The organism is Methanocorpusculum bavaricum DSM 4179 (assembly GCF_000430905.1).
Classification (GTDB): Archaea; Halobacteriota; Methanomicrobia; order Methanomicrobiales; family Methanocorpusculaceae; genus Methanocorpusculum; species Methanocorpusculum parvum.
In genome coordinates, this window is record NZ_AUMX01000001.1 from 1 (window position 1) to 19,069 (window position 19,069).

General features: G+C 50.6%; 18 protein-coding genes. 5 read left to right on the forward strand and 13 right to left on the reverse strand.

Annotated elements, in window-relative coordinates:
- Positions 1 to 603 precede the first annotated feature (603 nt).
- From H575_RS00005 to H575_RS00020, 4 genes are all read left to right on the forward strand, one after another.
- On the forward strand, positions 604 to 939 hold the full coding sequence (locus tag H575_RS00005; RefSeq protein ID WP_081406584.1) for a GNAT family N-acetyltransferase: 336 nt from the start codon (positions 604 to 606) through the stop codon (positions 937 to 939).
- Positions 926 to 1,828, forward strand: a complete 903-nt coding sequence (locus H575_RS00010; RefSeq protein ID WP_042696334.1) for a DUF2156 domain-containing protein — start codon at positions 926 to 928, stop codon at positions 1,826 to 1,828. The genes H575_RS00005 and H575_RS00010 overlap by 14 nt, the downstream gene beginning before the upstream one ends.
- Before the next feature lie 87 nt (positions 1,829 to 1,915).
- Complete coding sequence (locus tag H575_RS00015; protein ID WP_042696336.1) at positions 1,916 to 2,869, forward strand: methyltransferase domain-containing protein; 954 nt, start codon at positions 1,916 to 1,918, stop codon at positions 2,867 to 2,869.
- 34 nt (positions 2,870 to 2,903) lie between these two features.
- Complete coding sequence (locus H575_RS00020) at positions 2,904 to 4,124, forward strand: hypothetical protein (RefSeq protein ID WP_155897817.1); 1,221 nt, start codon at positions 2,904 to 2,906, stop codon at positions 4,122 to 4,124.
- A 13-nt stretch (positions 4,125 to 4,137) separates the two neighbouring features.
- Here the strand turns inward: H575_RS00020 and H575_RS00025 are convergent, their stop codons facing one another.
- The 12 genes from H575_RS00025 to H575_RS00080 all read right to left on the reverse strand — a co-directional run bounded on the left by H575_RS00025 (position 4,138) and on the right by H575_RS00080 (position 17,906).
- Positions 4,138 to 5,226 (reverse strand): MFS transporter, encoded by a 1,089-nt coding sequence (locus tag H575_RS00025; protein ID WP_052319871.1) that lies wholly within the window; start codon positions 5,224 to 5,226, stop codon positions 4,138 to 4,140.
- Positions 5,226 to 6,323: a DNA topoisomerase IV subunit A gene (locus H575_RS00030; protein ID WP_042696338.1), complete on the reverse strand. Its 1,098-nt coding sequence runs from the start codon at positions 6,321 to 6,323 to the stop codon at positions 5,226 to 5,228. The genes H575_RS00025 and H575_RS00030 overlap by 1 nt, the downstream gene beginning before the upstream one ends.
- Positions 6,316 to 8,118, reverse strand: a complete 1,803-nt coding sequence (locus H575_RS00035) for a DNA topoisomerase VI subunit B (RefSeq protein ID WP_042696341.1) — start codon at positions 8,116 to 8,118, stop codon at positions 6,316 to 6,318. Before H575_RS00035 ends, H575_RS00030 begins: the two co-directional genes overlap by 8 nt.
- Positions 8,102 to 9,334 carry a histidine--tRNA ligase gene (gene hisS, locus H575_RS00040; protein ID WP_042696343.1) on the reverse strand — a complete coding sequence of 411 codons (1,233 nt, stop codon included), beginning with the start codon at positions 9,332 to 9,334 and terminating at the stop codon, positions 8,102 to 8,104. Before hisS ends, H575_RS00035 begins: the two co-directional genes overlap by 17 nt.
- 2 nt (positions 9,335 to 9,336) lie before the next feature.
- Entirely contained in the window at positions 9,337 to 9,666 is a 330-nt protein-coding gene (locus tag H575_RS00045) for a hypothetical protein (protein ID WP_042696345.1), read from the reverse strand.
- Positions 9,667 to 9,806: 140 nt separating this feature from the next.
- Positions 9,807 to 12,281 carry a DNA gyrase subunit A gene (gyrA, locus tag H575_RS00050; protein ID WP_042696346.1) on the reverse strand — a complete coding sequence of 825 codons (2,475 nt, stop codon included), beginning with the start codon at positions 12,279 to 12,281 and terminating at the stop codon, positions 9,807 to 9,809.
- Positions 12,271 to 14,226 carry a DNA topoisomerase (ATP-hydrolyzing) subunit B gene (gene gyrB / locus H575_RS00055; protein WP_042696347.1) on the reverse strand — a complete coding sequence of 652 codons (1,956 nt, stop codon included), beginning with the start codon at positions 14,224 to 14,226 and terminating at the stop codon, positions 12,271 to 12,273. Before gyrB ends, gyrA begins: the two co-directional genes overlap by 11 nt.
- Before the next feature lie 259 nt (positions 14,227 to 14,485).
- A complete protein-coding gene (gene hisH / locus H575_RS00060; RefSeq protein ID WP_042696348.1) occupies positions 14,486 to 15,094 on the reverse strand; it encodes an imidazole glycerol phosphate synthase subunit HisH in 609 nt (202 codons plus the stop codon).
- Entirely contained in the window at positions 15,081 to 16,499 is a 1,419-nt protein-coding gene (locus H575_RS00065) for a phosphoadenosine phosphosulfate reductase domain-containing protein (protein ID WP_042696349.1), read from the reverse strand. The genes hisH and H575_RS00065 overlap by 14 nt, the downstream gene beginning before the upstream one ends.
- Positions 16,500 to 16,504: 5 nt before the next feature.
- The gene (locus H575_RS00070; RefSeq protein ID WP_052319872.1) at positions 16,505 to 17,119 is read right to left on the reverse strand and encodes a DUF2284 domain-containing protein; all 615 of its coding nucleotides are present in this window, start codon (positions 17,117 to 17,119) and stop codon (positions 16,505 to 16,507) included.
- On the reverse strand, positions 17,116 to 17,538 hold the full coding sequence (locus H575_RS00075; RefSeq protein WP_042696350.1) for an adenylyltransferase/cytidyltransferase family protein: 423 nt from the start codon (positions 17,536 to 17,538) through the stop codon (positions 17,116 to 17,118). Before H575_RS00075 ends, H575_RS00070 begins: the two co-directional genes overlap by 4 nt.
- Positions 17,535 to 17,906 (reverse strand): Mov34/MPN/PAD-1 family protein, encoded by a 372-nt coding sequence (locus H575_RS00080; RefSeq protein ID WP_042696351.1) that lies wholly within the window; start codon positions 17,904 to 17,906, stop codon positions 17,535 to 17,537. The genes H575_RS00075 and H575_RS00080 overlap by 4 nt, the downstream gene beginning before the upstream one ends.
- A 22-nt stretch (positions 17,907 to 17,928) precedes the next feature.
- Here H575_RS00080 and H575_RS00085 point away from each other — a divergent pair, with 22 nt between their 5' ends.
- The gene (locus tag H575_RS00085) at positions 17,929 to 18,663 is read left to right on the forward strand and encodes a M48 family metallopeptidase (protein WP_162139382.1); all 735 of its coding nucleotides are present in this window, start codon (positions 17,929 to 17,931) and stop codon (positions 18,661 to 18,663) included.
- A gap of 51 nt (positions 18,664 to 18,714) precedes the next feature.
- On the opposite strand, the gene H575_RS00090 is transcribed toward H575_RS00085, so the two are convergent.
- Positions 18,715 to 19,050: a hypothetical protein gene (locus H575_RS00090; RefSeq protein WP_042696353.1), complete on the reverse strand. Its 336-nt coding sequence runs from the start codon at positions 19,048 to 19,050 to the stop codon at positions 18,715 to 18,717.
- Positions 19,051 to 19,069: the final 19 nt, after the last annotated feature.

A 19,069-nucleotide genomic window follows, 5' to 3' on the forward strand; every position in this document is an offset into this window, starting at 1 on the left:
TTTCTTTCTTATAGGCACACAGTTGTTTTTCTACGACATAATCACAAAAACACAACCGTATGAAAGGAATCAGCGGTCATTTCAATGAATGTCCGCATCGCCACAATACCAACGTCAGGACCAACAATCACTCCGGGAAACCCGGATGATTCGCGTTTTGTCCTCCACTTAAACAGCTCTACTATATCAGCATCAGATGCTTATATAGTCTTCGAACCGCATTCCGGAAAACTCAGGCATCAGAAGCCGGAGAACCCAAAAGGCAGTTCGAGAGCCTTGCGAGGTAACATAGTTACCTCCAATCACTTATAAACCCACCGAATCAAAGCAGGCATGCCCCGCCGGAAGAAACCGGCAGGACAAGGCTTGGATCGTGCGTCTTGTGAGGTAATAATGTTAGGCAAACATACATATAAACACACCTGTTTTGATGAGAAGAACGGACCATAAATATCATTATCCTAAACCACTCAGATGAAAATATAACTAATAAATTACAGGACGGCATTACCCTTGTCAGAAGAAGAAATAACCCTAAGTATAGTCCGTTCATGGAATAGGACAGAAATCCTTGACCTTTATAGGACCGGCGGGTGGTGGGAAATGGGATGGAGCACAGACCGCATCGCGCAGATCATAGAGGGCAGCTCCATCTTTCTTATCGCCCACGACACCCAGAATCGCGCAGTCGGAATGGGCCGCATCATCTCCGACGGAGTTGCCGACGGATATATTCAGGACGTGGTTGTCTTCCCCGAATTCCGGGGACGCGGCATCGGAGAGCGCATAGCAAAAACGCTGAAGCGCCTGGGATCAGCGCAGGGCCTGACATGGATAGGCCTCGTCTCTGCACCTGGAAAAGAATCAATCTACCGCAGAGCAGGCTTCTCTGAAATGAAAAACTACACCCCAATGCTCTTTGAACATGAAAAAAACTGACTTCAAAAAAATAACCCTCGAAGACAAGCCTCTCATCGATGACTACTTCCGGCGTTTTCCCCAGTATCACTCCGAACACAACTTCCTTACGCTCTTCTCGTGGGAACACTACGCCCCTTGCGAATATGCGGTAATAAACGACCACCTCATCCTTTCCAACACGATCAACGGCAGAAGCACGTGTCATGCTCCGGTTGGCGAATTCGACCCTGCACTTTTTGAAGAACTCATCTCCTTTGCCAAAAAAAACACAGGAGACTGCGCTATTGCCTTTTATGAAGACAAATACATTCCGTACATGCACCTCTACCACCCCGAAACCCCGGTCTATCACTCCCGGGGATGCAGCGATTACTACTACAGAACAAAGGAACTGGCCGAACTCTCCGGACAAAAATACCTCAACATCCGCAGACATATCAACCGATTCAATACCAAATACCAATACACCGTCGAGACGATCAAACCGGAAACCATTCCCGAACTCCATGACATGCTCGACAAATGGAGCGATACAAAAATCGCCGATACAAACACCGTGCTCAATGAAGAAGTCAGAGCCGCACACACTGCGCTGGAAAATTGGCATGAACTCGGGTGTGAAGGGCTGGTGATCCGCGTCGGCCCACGGAACAAAATAGGAGCGGCGGCTATTTGGGGAGAGATGAATTATGAAACTGCAGTCATTCATTTTGAAAAGGGCTTAGCCCAGTACAAAGGAATTTACAAAGTCATCAACCAGGAAACCGCCAGGCAGCTTCAGGGGAAATACACCTGGATCAATCGCGAGTCTGACATGGACGTCGCCGGTCTTCGCGAGGCGAAACTTCGATACCACCCGGAAAAATGTGCGAAGATCTGGTACATCAAACGAAAAGAGATCAGCTGACTCCGGCAAATTTATGCCCAGCAGCAGAGCGCAGAAACTTTCGGACCCCACAGATATTATTAGCCAGACGGCACATGTATAAAGCGGATGAACCTGTTGTTTGAACTCTCCGGAGAGAACCTGCCTCTGGCGATCGCCGAGTTGTCCTGTGTGGGGAAAGTTACCCGTACAGAAAACGGCATTGCCATAGCTGAAGTAGATGATCCGCGGAGAACAACACGGCTCGCGCAGACGCATGTAGTAATGCGCCTTCTTGGCGAATGCGATGCGTCAAAGGAAGCCCTCGAACGCCTCCTTGACCAGCTCGCCCCCATAGCCCCCGGCACATTCTGCTGCCGGGCAAGAAAGATTCATCCTGTCACCGTCAATGCATCCCAACTGGAACTCGAGCGCATGATGGGACAAAAAATTCGCGGCACGGTCGATCTTAAAGATCCGGCTGTAGAATACCGCGCTGTCTTTACAAACGGAAGATGCTTCTTCGGTCAGGTACTACAAACCATCGACCGCGGATCATACGCCTACCGAAACCCCCAGAGAAGAGCATTCTTCCACCCGGGTGTCATGATGCCTTTGATGGCTCGGACAATGGTCAACCTGACCCATGTCGAGCCTGGTCAATGGTTATGCGACCCCTTCTGCGGGACTGGCGGCATGCTTCTAGAATGTGAAATGCTGGGCATAGACGCAGTCGGAAGCGACTACGACCCCGAGATGCTCAACGGATGCAGACAGAACCTGCCAAACGGAGCATACATTCGGGCCGATGCAACGAACATGCCCTATCCGGACGGAGTTTTTGATGCCATCGCAACCGACCTCCCATACGGTCAGTCGACCACGATAGGGGCTGAAAGCATTGATACTCTCTACACCGAATCCCTCAAAGAGATACGGCGTGTGCTGAGATCCGGAGGCAGGGCTGTTATCGTGACACATAAAGACATCAGACCTCTCGCTGAAGATCTCTTTGAGATCGTCGGATACTACGAGCAGAGAGTGCATAAAAGTCTCACGCGAAGGATACTCATCCTCGCATAAAATACATTATGAAACAACATAGCGGAGAGTTGTAATGCTCTCGTGGATTAGTGAGCAGTTCTGCCACTATAAACCCGATCGGGCGATGGCAGTACGAGCCCTGCGCCACATGCGGCCAGCTGAACGCAAAAACCTCTTCTCGGAAGACATTATGCTGATGAGGACCGCCGAAGGATACTGGTTTGAAAATCTCATATACGAACAGCTCATCAGGATCGCGGAAAAAACCGATACCATCAAGAAGATCGTCAGAAAAGGCGCCGATGTCCCGAAACACCGCGAAAAGATCAGGCTCGGCGTGAACGGGATATATTCTGCAGAAAAAGGCGACATCAGAGTCAGAGGGAACGGTCAGGATCTGGCTGAAGTCGACCTCCTCCTTTTCGATAAAGACAAACAGGTCGTATTCAGTGAGATCGTGACCAGTCCTGCTGATCTCAAAGATCTTGAAGCAGAGATCATCTATAAGAAAAAGCTGTTTGGCTACATGTTCAATCAGGAGCATGTGGGATTCATTCTCTTTTCATCCGTCGATATCTCCGGAACACAGGTTGTGCGAAGGCTGGTTGCCGATCCGGATAATGCGTACATTGGGACACATGAATGTGAAGTGATGAAATCCTGTCTCAAAGGTCTCAGAATCACATCCATCCCCACACATCCGGAAAAAAATCCGGTGCTTATCCCCAGCGAGACATTAAAGATACGCGACTTTGATTACAAAAAACTCCACGACGACGCACTCACAAAGCTGTTTTTCGCCATGGACCATGACATGTCGCCGGATCAGTACTTCTCGGATCCTTCCGTCTCGCCATTGGTGAAAAAGGTTATCTGCGGAGGTCTATATCCTTCCGCGATCAAGGCGCTGATCACAAATTACGGCCTCCGGGTCAAATCAGAGATCCTTGACGCCGATTCACTCCAGGAGAACTACTCGCGCGTGATCCTTGCGGTGGATTTTCCCGAGATGTCACCTGTGATCTACCTCAAACCAAAAAAACAGCGGACCTATCTGAAAATGGTACCGTCAAAAACAGGCGGATTCAAATATGAACGGCCGACACCGTCCAGAGTAGGATTTTATCTTTGGCTGGAAGCAACCAAGCCGGCGATCGGTGCCGAGAGAGCACTGAGCATACTGGAGTACTGCAGTACACCCTTGAAAGACTGCCGCGACGGAACCGCCGAATGCCTGCTTCCCGGAACAACCGTACCCAAACATCACTACCATCCACGAAAAAAACGAAAGTAAGGAAGAAAATTCCTCATTTACCTAACGCGGGGACATAACAGGGACACCGAACGATCAGAAGACCCCCTGTCAAAACCAGAATACCGACACTCACAAAAACCCACAGATAACCGAGAGGTGTGACGAGAAGACCGGTGACGAATGGCAAGGCGGCCATGCCGGCATACTGCATCGTCGTAAAAAGACCGTTCATCACGCCCTGGGGATGAGGAGTAACGGCGATATAATTCAATACAGCTGCCGAAATCACCCCAAACACACCGCCGACAATGATCATACCAAACGGGGTAAGCAGAACGAGGGGAATGGATACGGCAAGGAGAAGAGCCGTCTTTCGAATAACGCCAAGAGAATCGGATAAAGCGAGATGTGCTGCGGCGTAGACGCATACGGCGGTGGCCAAACTCATCAGTGCCGTCACGATCCCGGAAATCTCAGCAGAATATCCAGACATCTCCGGATACATACTTGTCACAACACCGGTCGCTCCGGCAAAAACAAACAACGTCACCCATAACCATTTATGATACTGAGTGATCGAGAGGATTGTTCTAATCGGGATCCTGAGCGAGACAAAATCTGCATGGTCACGGAAAAATATCCCGGTAAAAAATGCACATCCGCTCAGAACAGAAAAAACGAGGACCCCTGCATAGGGATGATATGCTGCCAGCAGACCTGGAATCACGAGTCCCGCCACCAGACCGACATTCAGCAAAGCAATGTACATCCCGGACAGTTTTTTATGATCGGCCTCTGAGTTGACATACGAAAGTGCTGAAGAGACAAACATTCCGGTAAAAAGGCCTTCCAGAAACCTCAGTGATACGGTAAACAGAGGATCTCCCGGGAAAAACCAGATCAAAAGGCCGGACACACAGGTCCCGAGGAGACCAAGTTTTATCAGCGGCGGACGCCCGACCGTATCAGATATCCAGCCGGCAGGAAACACCATGAAAAACGCGCCTAAAAAATAGGCGGCAAAGACAGCCCCCTGCATACCGGGATCCGGAGTGATGATCGAAAGGATCGGAACGACTGCATTTGAAAGAGCCATCGAGGCGAAAACGCCGACATAAAGCGCAAGAAGTGATGGATTCATCAGCGTTTCAAAACACCTATTTCCGAGAGCATGGAGGGAAGATACTCCTTTGTAACGAAATCAAGACCGCGGCTGGCAAATGCCTGCTGTTCCGACTTCAGATTCATTTCAAGCTGGAGATTGATCTCTTTTCTCCAGAAATCGGTCGCAAACCGCGGATCGGTCAGTTCAGCCCGCAGTGCTGAAACATCCTGCTCTGTAAGTTTGTCGGCAGGAAGATTGTACCGCTGGATATCCGAAGGCTTTACCCCGATAAACTGGGCAGACGGCGTCGCGAGAAGTTCGGACATGTGGGCGGACTTGATCGAACCGTAGGCAACGGATGCATAAATACGGTAAGACCAGGGATCACCATCAGTGAAAACCACAACCGGGATACCCAGCTCCTCGTTCATGCGTTTCAGCATACGCCTTGTAGCCCGGGCCGGCTGACCCTTCAGATGAAGAAGGACAGCATTGTAATCTTCATCGAAGCCGTTTTCCTGTAAACGGGAAAACATACCACCAGTTTCGATGGCGATAACGCAAGAAGCATCATGATCCACAAGTTCCACGTTCTCCACATTGTTCGGAATATTGTATCCTGCTTCTCCAACATCATCCTGACAGTGGATCTCTTTCATACCACGCCGGGTATTTTCCCGGATACGGATCGGTCCGAAAATCGAGGCCCCGTCCTCTTCAGGACGCATATGGAAAAACTCCCTCTGCATAGCAGTGATGATCTCGAGATCCTCGATCAGATAGTTACTCTCGTTTTGGGCGCCGAACTTTGCCTGTTTCCAGCCCTCCGAGATGTAATACATTTCTCTTAACGTCGAGGATCGGTTTTCCTGCAGCTGTGTTTTTATGAACCAGATGACATAGGCCATCTTGAGCATGTGCGTGGCCGACTTCGCAGTCCCGGCATTTCTGACGGACTCTTTGTCGCCGTACTTCCAAACCTCGGATTCATCGTCATATTCGATATTGTATTTTGTTCTGGTAGGCAGAGTGATCGACGGGATCTCGCCGTTGTTCATCTGATCATACCATACTTTGGCCATCTCCATAAGACGTTTCTTCGTTGCCGTGTCTCTTTCAGTTGGGTCAGACATCCAGATCCACCACCACTTTGAGGTTTTCGGCCACACCCTGCATCTCGATCATTCCCCCGCCGCTTCCGGTATAGGTGACTTCGAATGCTTCACCTGCGGAAAGGGTAACCTTCCAGATCTTCGTATACTCGCCATCCATCTCAGATACGAATGAGGGAGGAACGGTCGCGTCCCCTGCGTTGTCTCCTGAGATATCATACAGGGAGATCTCCTGGGATTTTGTTGTGTAGTTGTCGATATGGATCATAACTTTGCCGCCTGCCGAGCTTTTCTTGAGGACCACACGACGCATGATCCTTCCTTCGATGAGGGACGTATCCGGCACGGGAAGTTCAACGATCTCGCCGACCTTCGCGGCGATCAGGGGAATTACCGAGCAGATCGCACGTGCCCGGTCATCCTGCAGTTTATTTCTGTCGCGGCGGGACAGAAACATCTTCAGGTCGCGGCCGAGTTCCTGCAAAGCAAGGGTGATCTCCCGCTCGATCTCAGGAACTGCCGCAACGGCGTCCTTGGATTCGCTCGTGAACGGAACATTGGTCGCCGCCACATGGACGAGAATAAGTATGGGTCCGGTGGGGAGGCCCGACTGGGAAACCCCGTAGGATTTCCAGTTCACATTCTGAACCGCATTTGTGATCGCACAGGCCCCCTGCTGATAAAGAAGCGGGACACGATTCGCAAACCGCAAAAGAATAGCGCTTCCCTCGGGAGGAAGTTTGCCGCCGTAACCGATCGCCGCTTCCACGATGAACGAGTGACCGCCATACACACTTCCGGGACGTGTCCTGGCTTTGATGAAGTCAAGCTCGAACTCCTTCTCCATGCCTTTCACGATAAGTTCGTCGGTGATCGGGGACAAACACTGCGATGCAGAAGGAGCCGGGATCTTTGTTGTCTGCATGGCATCAAGAAGAGGATTGAGTGATTCGAGGCCAAGGGAGGAAACCTTTACTGCGGAATCGAGTCTTGCGGAACTGCATATCTCGAGAGCGGTTTTCTCACCTACCTTCGAAAAACTCTCAACAAGAAACTCCTTTAAAGGCAGATCGGATGCGGTCGTCATCCGTTTCAAAACACCGAGTTCTATACCGTAAGGATGAGGTTTGATCGCCACCGGACAGGGCGGAACTTCGGATGAAACCCGCTCAAACGTAAAAGACTCGTCATCGATCTCTACACGGAACTTCGCATGGGGATTGACGATCGAGGTGTATTTCAGATACTCGATGAGTTTTTTTCTTGCCGCGATATTGCTTTTGAACTCGAGCTGAACACGCGTTCCGTGAGGAAGGATCCAGTCAACCTCTTCGTGGGAGAGAACTTCAGGTTCGTTTGTCTCCGTTTTAATGACAAGAGACATGGTATGCGCTTTGTTCTTTGCATCGGTCCGGGATGTTACAATCGTCGGTTTTCCGGTCGTGAGCTGAGCATACAAAACCGCTGCCGATATGCCGATCCCCTGCTGACCGCGGGTCTGTCTGACCTGATGGAATCGTGAGCCGTACAGAAGTTTCGCAAAAACGCTCGGCATTTTTTCCGGAACGATCCCCGGGCCGTTGTCTTCGACAACGACACGGAAAACATCATTCGAGATCCGCCTGACCGAAACAAGAATATCAGGAAGGACCTGTGCCTCTTCGCAGGCATCGAGCGAATTGTCGATCGCCTCTTTTATGGTGGTGATGATCCCCCTTGTCGGAGAATCAAAACCAAGCATCTGTTTATTTTTTTCAAAAAATTCCGCTACACTGATGCTCCGCTGTTTCTTGGCGAGCTCATCGGCAAGAACCATGGATTACCTCGATGGCAGATTCCAGTGACATCTCAGTCTGGACAGCGGTGCTGAGATCTTTGAGAGTAATGGTGCCGGCTGCGGCTTCCTTTTCGCCAATGACAACAGCGAATGATGCTCCTGACTTCAACGCGGAAGACAGCTGGGCGCCAAATCCTCGATCGAGAAGGTCCATGACCGCGGTGATCCCCGCGCTGCGAAGGGAGGACGCGGCTTTGTATGCCGGGATCCGAGTCTCGGGCGTGCAGATGACCGCTGCCGCCGGTTTTGTCTCGAGGGAGAACTCCCCAAGAGAAACCATGACACGGTCGAACCCTATGCCAAATCCGCAGGAGGGAACATCCTTTCCGCCGAAAAGGTGTGCGAGACGGTAAGCCCCTCCGCCGAGGATCTGATTTTCCGCACCGAGATTGTCAGCAAATCCTTCAAAGACCATTCCCGTGTAGTAGTCAAGACCCCGGGCGATCCCGAAGTTCTGTTCAAAGGGGATGTTTTGTGCTTCGAGATAGCCGAAGGTCTCCTCGATCCTCGTTTTTTCCGGGATATCTCCCGTAACGGCAAATATTTCCGGGAGGGTCTTTGCCGTCACGAGAACCTTGAGCGGCTCAAAAAGATCAGAACGGTCAAGAGCTGCAAGCGTTGTTTCAAGCAGCCCCATATCACGTTTATCGAGAGCTACCATGACCTGTTTTTGCGAAGGGGCATCGAGACCTGAAAGAAGATGCTTCATCGGAGCAAGATGGCCGACTTTCAAAACAAAGCGGACACCGCTGCATTTCAGTAATTCATAAGCAAGGGCTATTACTTCAGCATCGGCAGCTGCAGAATCTGCACCGATCAGCTCGGAGCCGAACTGCCAGAACTGCCGGTATCTTCCCTTCTGCGGGCGTTCATACCTGAAACATTCCGCGAAATAAAACCAGCGGAGGGGTTTTGGCGCCATCTGCGCCTCGTTGACATAGGCACGGAGAACAGCAGAGGTGAGTTCCGGGCGGAGCGTCAGTTTTCTGCCGCCTTTATCCTCGAATGCATACATCTCATTGATGATCCCTTCGCCTGACTTGATCGTGAAGAGTTCCTGCTCTTCGAACATGGGCGTAACGATCTCGCCGTATCCGAATCCTGCCGCGACGGACCGCATTTTCTGTTCAACAAACCGGCGCTGTGTCATTTCAGCCGGAAGAAAATCTCTTGTTCCGCGGGGTTTTTGTATCATATTTATTTTCTCTCCTGACGGGGCGCCGATCCGATGAACCGGGTCCATGCAGATTCATTTCCTACCCATACATCCTCTTTCTTCAGTCTGGACTGGAGATACAAAGCGATCAGCATACAGCCGACACCCAGATACATAAATGTCGTTTCGGCAAAACCGGCAAGAGCACAGCCGAACCATCCCAGAGCTGAATAAAGAACACCATGATAGGCGGCTTTCCGATACCCCTCTTTACCGGTTCTGACAAAGATGCGGGTATCTCTCAGCCACAGAAACGAGACGGAAGCTGCACCAAAGGCGATGATTAGTACGATCGGGTCGATGTAGGACATGGATGCTGTACTATTTGGCGGAGATATGCATTAAAGATGTCACCTGACACCCGCTCTTCATTGAGTAATCAGTGAAAAACATCTGAAGGCGCCCCGCATCCAAAACAGAATGGATATCTGAAAAAAGAAAAAAAAAAAGATCAGGCCTGATCTTCGCCTTCCGGCAGAGCGGGATCAACCTCATCCGGCGGAACAACGGCAACACCCGTGACCTTGTCTCCAGAGTCGACCCGGATGACACGGACACCTTGTGTTCCGCGTCCCTGGATCGAGATGTCCGAAGCCTGGGTTCGCAGCACAACTCCTGCGGCAGTCGTGATGATGACCTGATCGTCATCCGAGACCGCGAGCGAGGAGACGACTTTGCCGCGCTCGAAGTTCGCCACGATAGACTTTACGCCCTGGGTACCGCGGCCATGACCCATGAATGCATCGAACTCGGTCCTCTTACCGTATCCTTTGTCGGTGATCATCAGCAGATACTGGGTCTCGACCAGGGTAAGACCACATACATAATCTCCCTCATACTTCAGCCGGATACCGATAACGCCCTGGGTACCGCGGCCGGTTGCTCTGACCTCATCCTCGGAGAATCTGAGGGCCTGACCGAATGCGGTCGTAAGAACGACATCAGAACTGCCGCCGGTCACGACCACATCAACAAGCTCATCGCCGTCGAGGAGCGTGATACCAATGATCCCCCCGGTCCTTGGCCGTGAGAACAGATCCTGACTGAACTTGCCGACACGGCCTTTCTTTGTTGCATACAGAAGATTCTTTTCAGCATCGAAATCCCGCATCGGAATGACCGCCGAAACTTCCTCATCAGTAAGGTTCAGCAGATTGACGATCGCCTTACCCTTACTGGTCCTTGATCCTTCAGGGATCTCATACACACGGAGCCAGTAGACTCTGCCTTTGTTGGTGAAACACAGCAGATAATCATGCGTGCTCGCCATGAAGACTTTATCGACGGAGTCCTCATCCTTTGTGGTCATGCCGATCACGCCTCTGCCGCCGCGTTTCTGCTGGCGATAGAGATCCAGCGGAACTCTCTTGATGTAATCCTGGGTCGTGAGCATGACAAGGGTCTGTTCGTCCGGGATCAGGTCCATCATGTTGAAGTCGGTGTTGGCCGTGTAATCGATCTGGGTCCGGCGTTCATCGGCGTAGGCCGAACGGACCTCGGCAGTCTCTGTTTTCACGACCGAGAGGATGTTCTCCTCGGATGACAAGATCCAGGTGAGTTTGTCGATGATCAGCTGGAGTGAGGTGGTCTCATCCACGATCTTCTGCTGTTCAAGGGCCGCGAGACGGCGAAGCTGCATCTTGAGGATTGCCTCGGCCTGCGCCTCAGAAAAGCCCAGTGTCGAAACAAGGGCTTCCTGTGCCACAGAAGCCTCCGGAGAGGCACGAATGGTCGCGATCACCACATCGATCATATCAAGAGCCTTTAAAAGGCCAGCCATGATATGCATCCGTTCTTCTGCTTTACGCAGATCAAATTGGGACCTGCGCCGAACGACTTCGACCCGATGTGAGATGAAATAGCGGAGAAGCTCGACGAGTGAAAGGATCTTCGGCTTCTTATCGACGATAGCCAGATTGATGATACCAAACGAATTTTCGAGCTGAGTATGTTTGTAAAGCAGGTTCAGAACAACATTTGCCTGCGTGTTCTGCTTGAGTTCGATGATAACACGAATACCATCTTTATCGGACTCATCACGAATGTCGCTGATGCCTTCGATCACCTTCGTTTTTACAAGTTCGGCGATCTTCTCGATCATCGATGCCTTGTTCACCTGATAGGGGATCTCGGTGATAACGATCTGCTCGAATCCTTTTTTGCGTTCCTCGATCTCGGCAATGCCGCGGAGAATGACTTTTCCCTGACCGGTCTGATAAGCATTGACGATCCCGTCAGTACCCATGATCTTTCCGCCTGTCGGAAAGTCAGGTGCCGGGAGGATCTTCATCATCTCATCGAGCTGCATCTCCGGGTTATCGATGTAGGCATCCACCAGATCACAGACCTCGCCGAGGTTATGCGGCATCATGTTGGTCGCCATACCGACCGCGATACCTGTAGTACCGTTTACCAGAAGATTCGGGATCCTGCTTGGGAGCACGTCCGGTTCCTGGGACGACTCATCGAAGTTCGGGACGAAATCGACGGTATCTTTGTCGATATCCTCGAGAAGAGATTCGGCTGCTTTGGTAAGCCTTGCCTCGGTATAACGCATTGCTGCTGCCGAGTCACCGTCGATCGAACCGAAGTTACCCTGACCATCCACTAACGTATACCGATAGGAGAACGGCTGAGCCATCTTCACGAGCGTATCGTAGATCGCAGAGTCACCGTGCGGGTGATAATTACCCATGGTGGCTGCGACTGCCTTGGCGGATTTCTTGTATGCCTTATCGCTCGTGTTCCCCTCATCGTGGAACATGGCATACAAAATCCGCCGGTGGACCGGTTTGAGACCGTCACGGACATCGGGAATCGCACGCCCGATGATAACGCTCATCGCATAATCGATGAAACAGTTCTTCATCTCATCTTCGATGTTGATCGAGACCGTCTTGTGCGTGGTTTCTTCTTCAGATGTCAAGGTTCTTCACCTCCCCTGCATGACGTTTGATGAAATCTTTTCTGGGCATGACATCATCTCCCATGAGTTTTTCGAATATCTCATTTGCATAACCTGCATCCTCGATCCGTACTTTCTTTAAGATACGGAATTTGGGATCCATGGTGGTGTTCCAGAGCTGACCTGCATTCATTTCACCAAGACCCTTGTATCTCTGGACCGAGATGCCCTTCTCGCCGTACTCTGCGATTGCCGAGCGCATGTCCTCTTCCGTGTACACGTATTTTTCCTGTTTGCCTTTCGCAATTCTGAAGAGAGGAGGCTGAGCGATGTAGATATATCCCATTTCCACAAGAGGCTTCATGAACCGGTAGAAGAAGGTAAGGAGCAGAATCCTGATATGTGCCCCATCCACATCCGCATCCGTCATGATAATGATGTGGTGATATCTGGCGCGTTCGGCATCGAACTTTTCGCCGTATCCCGCACCGATCGCCGTGATAAGCGTCTGGATCTCGGCATTTTTCAAAGCCTTGTGTTCCAGTGCTTTTTCCACATTCAGGATCTTACCGCGAAGAGGCAGGATCGCCTGGAATTTTCTGTCGCGTCCCTGTTTGGCTGAACCGCCTGCAGAATCTCCTTCCACGATATAGATCTCGCTTTTTGCCGGATCGCGTTCGGAGCAGTCGGCAAGTTTACCGGGAAGTCCTGACATCTCAAGAGACGTCTTTCTTCTCGCAAGTTCCTTCGCGCGGCGGGCAGCTTCGCGTGCATTTGCCGCATCAAGGGATTTTTTGGCGATAGATGCGATGACCTTCGGGTTTTCCTCGAAAAACTCGGTCAGAGCCTGATACATCATCGAGTCAACAAGGCCTTTGACACTGCTGTTTCCAAGCCGCATCTTGGTCTGGCCTTCAAACTGCGGGTTCGCGATCTTGACGCTGATTACGGCGGTCAGACCCTCGCGAACATCCTCACCGCGGACGGAGATATCCTCTTTGAGATGTTTATTTGCATGGGCACTATTATTGATCGCACGCGTAAGAGCCGAGCGGAATCCTTCCAGGTGCGTGCCCCCTTCGCGGGTATTCACGCTGTTCACGTATGTATAGAGGACTTCTCCGTAGGTATCGTTATACTGAAGAGCGACCTCCACCTCGATTTTGTTCACATCGTCGGATTTGTCGACATAGATCGGTTCAGGGTGAAGGAGTTCTTTACCTTCGTTTAAGTGGGTGACAAACTCGCGAAGACCTCCCTGATAACAGAAGGTGTCGGTATCCCCGGTACGGTGGTCCTCGATCTGGATCTCCAGACCTTTATTCAGATAAGCAAGTTCTCTGAACCGGTGGGCAAGGACATCATAATCGAACTCGGTCGTCTCAAAAATGGAGCCGTCGGGATAGAAGGTGATCCGGGTTCCCGTGGTGGTTTCTTTTGCCTGACCAACCTTGTCCATCCTCTTCTGGCGCTGAAGATACTCTTCATCGGTTTCTGGCCTGCAGGAAAGCGGCTGCAGAAGGATGCCTTTCCCAAAGACCATTGAGTAGATGTTTCCGTCACGGAATACTTCGGCAGTAAGGCGCGTGGAAAGAGCGTTTACAACGGAAACACCGACCCCATGCAGACCGCCCGAGACCTGATAGGTGTTTTTATCGAACTTTCCGCCGGCGTGAAGCACGGTCATAACGACTTCAAGGGCGCTCTTGTTCTGTTTCGGCATGATATCGACAGGAATACCCCTGCCGTCATCCTCTACACATACCGATCCATTCGGGTTGATGATGATGACGATATGTTTACAGAATCCGGCTAAGGCTTCATCGATCGAGTTGTCAACGACCTCGTATACGAGGTGATGAAGACCGCGGGTATCGGTACTGCCGATATACATGGCAGGTCTTTCGCGGACAGGGGTTAACCCCTCCAGAACTGTGATGTGGGAGGCGTCGTAATTATCAGTCATCTAAGTTTGGTTCTCCTTGTCAATTTGACATAGATTTGGAGTCGATTTCGAAAATGGTTAACATGCTCGGAAGCGATTCTCAAAAATATATTTGCATTATTATATTAGTGCGGATTGCTTATTAATGTGGGTGAACCACAAATGAAAACCTGGTTGGAATAAACCCAAATTGAAGGATAATTTCCATGCTGGTAAAGACGGAGCAGCATAAAACAGATGATTTTTCATGCGGAGAAAAGAGGGAGAAAATGCCTTTATCTCATTCGATCATCTGAACAAAATTTTTGAGAATCAAAATGCCGGCGTCCCCGCTTTTTTCCGGGTGGAACTGAACACCCATTACATTGCCCGCACAGACGGCCGATGCGTATGATACGACATAATCGGTCGTCGCGATCGTAAAGTCAGGGGTAGTTTCAGCATAATACGAGTGGACGAAGTAGACATATGTCCCGTCAGGTATTCCTTCAAAAAGCGGATGGCCCGAAGGAGAGATCGTATTCCATCCCATTTGAGGTATCTTCATCCCGGGTTTTTTTGGAAAAAGCCGAACCGTTCCGGGCACAAAGCCAAGCCCTTTGTGAAGACCGTGTTCCTCGCTCTCCTCTAGAAGCATCTGCATGCCGAGACATATTCCCAGAAGAGGTTTTTTTGCTGCCTCTTTTTTTACAAGATCGATCAGGGGCGCGAGTTTGTTCATCCCTTCGGCAAAGGCCCCTACTCCCGGAAGGAGAAGCCCGTCAGCCGATTGGATGAGTTCAGGATCGTTCGTGATTATCGGGCGGGCCCCCGCTGCCTCGAGACCACGGACCACACTCCTGAGATTTCCTAATCCATAATCCAAAACTGCGATTTCAGAAGTGCCCATCTATGTCACCGTCTTCTTCATTTGTTTCACGGATCCTCCATAAACCTTTCGACGCCCATTCAGGTGATCTGCCGTTTGCATCCCCCCATGCTTTCAGTTTCTTTTCCCAGTCGGCCCACATCTCCGGATACCGCGCCTCGATATCCTTCATGCAGGCGATGTCGGACGACGGGCACATAAAGCAGCCGATCCGATCCAGGCCAAGTTCGTATAGCGGATTGTAGGGCGCTTTTTCCCGGAAAAGATACAGCCAGTCATGCATAGCGGTCCAGTGCTGGATCGGGGCTGCTGAAAGCTGGCAGGGAACATTTCTATTTCTCCAGACCCGCGGACTCTGCATCCGTTTTGCAGACTCAAACTTCCGCTGACCGATGAAAGAGATGGCCTCACCCCACTCGTTTTCGATCAACGTCTTGACCGGCGTAAGTTTGCATGCTTTGCAGCACCACCTAAAATCCACTGCAGGCGGACCCTGCGTCTCAAATGCCTCCCAGAATCCGGAATCCCCCGACTCCTCAATAAGAGGAAGGCCAAACATTTCGGAGACCTGATGGACATTTTCGATCGTTTCCGGGAACTCAAGTCCGGTATCCGCAAAGATCAGCGGAAGTCTGAGCCCGGCCTTTAGCGTGATGAGAAGCGTTACCAGACTGTCTTTTCCGCCGGAGTAGGAAACGGTCGGCTGGATGTCCGGATTTTTGGCGATGACGTCCAGGATGAACTCGATCGATTTTCTTTCATAGAGATCGAGAATGTTTTTGTTTGCTGAAATCGCATCATTCCAAGTCGAAGGAGATGCATCCACCACGGGTTTTTGGGTCCGGCGGGTCCGAACGAGCTGCCCCCGGGTCGCACCCACCGTCTCCTGATAAGACATTTTTGCTCGGCCGACTGCCACACATTCTCCGGACTCGGCAATAACGAAGACACTATCTCCTACGGCGATATCGGGAGAGACAAAGGTAACGCCGGGCATAAGAACGCTGCTTCCTTCCTTGATATATCCTGCCGCATCATCGGTGACTTTGATGAAACGCTTGGTCGGAACGACCAGCGATGCCGCCGCTTCCCTTGGGAGAACCTCCCATCGGGACTCAGCCGGGATATATCTGATCGCACAGACTACCGCTCCGCCGATGATTATCTCCTCCATCCTGTCCTCGTCAGGGACTTTATTCAGAATTGCAAGAAATCCTTCAGGGATCAGCGGGACACCAAACTGTTCTTCGAAAAGGCGGTTCACAAGATTTCTGTCACGGTCAAAAGCGGGGCGGACATCTCCCGGCGGCGTCACTGAGACGGGACGGGTTTTTTCTCCGCAGGAGCAGAGTTTTCCCATCACCGGAGAATGACATTTGTCACACCAGTAAAACGGGACAGGGGCTAAAAATGGGGAATTTTTCATATGATTCACTCAATTAAAAGGAGCATAACGGTCGTCATCGGTGAATCCAGGACGCATCCGCCCGCGACTTCCGTGCAGGAAAGAACCTCGAGACCCCAGCCGACGGAGGCGCAGGTGGCATACACATCGATTCCCGCAGCTTCCATACTCGGGCGCATTTTTCTTCGGTTGACACAGTCAGTTATTTCCGCATCGTCATCTTTTGCTTTGCAGTGAGCACACAGCCCGCACTGATGACCAGTGTAGCCGAATGTCTTGTAAAAACCCGCTGAGAATGCCATCATCTCAAGATCATACATGACATTCTGGACATACGCAGTCATCTCACGGGAGACAAGCCTCTCCGGCGTGGTTTCGCCGACATCGCCTACAAATTTTATGAGGATGGCAGTTTTGTATTCTTTGAGAACTTTCCTGGTCTCCGCAGGGGTTGGCGTATAAGGAGGACAGGAAAACCGGCGGCCAAATCCATTACACCCGAAGAGACATTTCTGTCTCACCCATTCGGCGGTGACGATATCTTTTGCAGGGATCAGCGTTGCCTCGCCGCCCTTCTCAACGACAAATCTGACAAGTTCGGATATCTTGTCCATATTGTCCAGTTTCTTATCTGATTTCATTGCGATCTTCTCCTTACGGCTTCTTCGATGATCTTAGTTGATGAGGTGAACGGCATCCCGGAATACTCAGCAATACGAACGACCTCGGCAGAGATTCCGCGTTCACGCATCTCCCGTGTCAATTTTTCCTCGGACCATTTCTGATTGAAACCTATTGTTATTACAGCCGGATCGATCTCCCGGATCGGTTTATACATATCAGTCTGATCCCCAAGTACGGCATGATCCACACACCGGAGACTCCGGATCATTTTGAGCCGCTGCTCTTCAGAAACGATAGGGCGGGGTTTATGCACGACGTTTTTTTCCCGCGCAACGATGACCCATAACTCGTCACCGAGTTTTTTCGACTCTTCAAGATAGTAGATATGTCCGGGATGAAGGATGTCAAAAGTCCCGGTGGCAACGACCCGTTTCATGATATGACCTCAAGAGTTTTTACTTTCCCGTCCCTTCCGTAACATCTCCAGGAATTTTCATCGAAGGGCGCGCCTACAATGATATGGCACTGGCCGCTTTGGGAAAATGTGGCAAGATCAGCATCAGAAGGAGATAAACAGCCGTTTGGATGACTGTGAGCGGTGCCGGCGATCTGCATCCCCAGCGGGATCATATCCATGAAGATATTGGCGCTGTCCTGCGAAACAGTAGTGCCGGGTATCGGGTAGGTAACATTGATGACCCCTTTTTCCATGCCCAGCATGACGATATATTCATCAGGAAAACTTGATCTGCCCATCTCCAAAAGGAGATCAAGCACTTCCTGATCTATGGCACGGACTAACATTCAGTTACTTATATTGGAGAGTATGAGAGATAATGTTTCACATATGGGTCCGGCTGTTGTATGGAATGGAGATTATATCCCGATCAACGTGATCTACTCAGACAGAAGAAAGTCCTGGGCGATCGAAGTTACGACCGCAGGAGAAGTCCTTGTGCGGGTTCCTTCGATGATCTCGGAAAAACGGGCAGTAGAGATCGCGCAGAGCAGGGTCGAGTGGATCGCAAAACAGCAGTCTGTTTTTCAAAAAAAACAGGCGAACCCGCGGAGTTATGAAGACGGAGAGAAAATATCGTTTTTTGGCGAACCTCTGACCATACAGCGCACAATTGGACCCGCCAGAACGGAGATCTTCGAAGGACAGCTTAGGTTATCGATACCTGACACATTTTCTCCAGATGATTCCAAGAATCTGGCACGTGATCTGGTCACGCTATTGTACCGGCGCCTGGGAACCGTGGTTTTGGATCCGTATGTGGAGAAGTATGCGAAACTTGCCGGCGTAAATAAACCGCAGCTGCGTATCAGGCTCCAGAAGAAAAAATGGGGCTGCTGTACACCAAAAAACGGCATCATCATCAATGCACGGGTGCTGCTCGCACCAAAAATCGTCGCGGAGTATCTCGTTGTTCACGAAATAGTGCATCTGAGATTCCCCCACCATCAGAAAAACTACTGGGATGAGGTCAAACGACTGATGCCCGATTACAAAGACGTAGAAAAACTGATGAAAACAGACGGGTGGAGATGGGAGTTCTAAACTGATAAGAACAGATTTCTTCAAACACCGAAAAAGAAATAAAAAATAGGGTTATGTTTTCTTTACAAATACCTTAAGTCCGGTGGAAACCTCCACAAGGGATTTCCCGTCAGCAGAGAGGGTGTAGGTGCCTGCATTGAATAATTCTGAGGTTCCGGTGAGCTTATACGTTTTCTCTTCGGTCTTCTCCCAGGTCATTGGAACGGTGGAAGTGATGCCGAAGAAGGTTATAGTTATTGTTCCGGTTCCGTCATTGTTGAATACGACCGGAATCTCGGTACCGTATATAAGCCAGTCTCCAACGATCGGCTCACTGCCGATACAGCCCGCAGTTCCTATTGAGAAAAGCAGGACACAGAGAACAAATGCAATAAGAATTTTCTTCATAAAATAGATGTGGTAGAGT

Excerpts from the sequence above, each read along its gene's own strand:
- H575_RS00005 (WP_081406584.1), top strand. The coding sequence starts at position 604 with ATGGGATGGAGCACAGACCGCATCGCGCAGATCATAGAGGGCAGCTCC.
- H575_RS00010 (WP_042696334.1), top strand. The coding sequence starts at position 926 with ATGAAAAAAACTGACTTCAAAAAAATAACCCTCGAAGACAAGCCTCTC.
- H575_RS00015 (WP_042696336.1), top strand. The coding sequence starts at position 1,916 with ATGAACCTGTTGTTTGAACTCTCCGGAGAGAACCTGCCTCTGGCGATC.
- H575_RS00020 (WP_155897817.1), top strand. The coding sequence starts at position 2,904 with ATGCTCTCGTGGATTAGTGAGCAGTTCTGCCACTATAAACCCGATCGG.
- H575_RS00025 (WP_052319871.1), bottom strand. The coding sequence starts at position 5,226 with ATGAATCCATCACTTCTTGCGCTTTATGTCGGCGTTTTCGCCTCGATG.
- H575_RS00030 (WP_042696338.1), bottom strand. The coding sequence starts at position 6,323 with ATGTCTGACCCAACTGAAAGAGACACGGCAACGAAGAAACGTCTTATG.
- H575_RS00035 (WP_042696341.1), bottom strand. The coding sequence starts at position 8,118 with ATGGTTCTTGCCGATGAGCTCGCCAAGAAACAGCGGAGCATCAGTGTA.
- hisS (WP_042696343.1), bottom strand. The coding sequence starts at position 9,334 with ATGATACAAAAACCCCGCGGAACAAGAGATTTTCTTCCGGCTGAAATG.
- H575_RS00045 (WP_042696345.1), bottom strand. The coding sequence starts at position 9,666 with ATGTCCTACATCGACCCGATCGTACTAATCATCGCCTTTGGTGCAGCT.
- gyrB (WP_042696347.1), bottom strand. The coding sequence starts at position 14,226 with ATGACTGATAATTACGACGCCTCCCACATCACAGTTCTGGAGGGGTTA.
- hisH (WP_042696348.1), bottom strand. The coding sequence starts at position 15,094 with ATGGGCACTTCTGAAATCGCAGTTTTGGATTATGGATTAGGAAATCTC.
- H575_RS00065 (WP_042696349.1), bottom strand. The coding sequence starts at position 16,499 with ATGAAAAATTCCCCATTTTTAGCCCCTGTCCCGTTTTACTGGTGTGAC.
- H575_RS00070 (WP_052319872.1), bottom strand. The coding sequence starts at position 17,119 with ATGAAATCAGATAAGAAACTGGACAATATGGACAAGATATCCGAACTT.
- H575_RS00075 (WP_042696350.1), bottom strand. The coding sequence starts at position 17,538 with ATGAAACGGGTCGTTGCCACCGGGACTTTTGACATCCTTCATCCCGGA.
- H575_RS00080 (WP_042696351.1), bottom strand. The coding sequence starts at position 17,906 with ATGTTAGTCCGTGCCATAGATCAGGAAGTGCTTGATCTCCTTTTGGAG.
- H575_RS00085 (WP_162139382.1), top strand. The coding sequence starts at position 17,929 with ATGAGAGATAATGTTTCACATATGGGTCCGGCTGTTGTATGGAATGGA.
- H575_RS00090 (WP_042696353.1), bottom strand. The coding sequence starts at position 19,050 with ATGAAGAAAATTCTTATTGCATTTGTTCTCTGTGTCCTGCTTTTCTCA.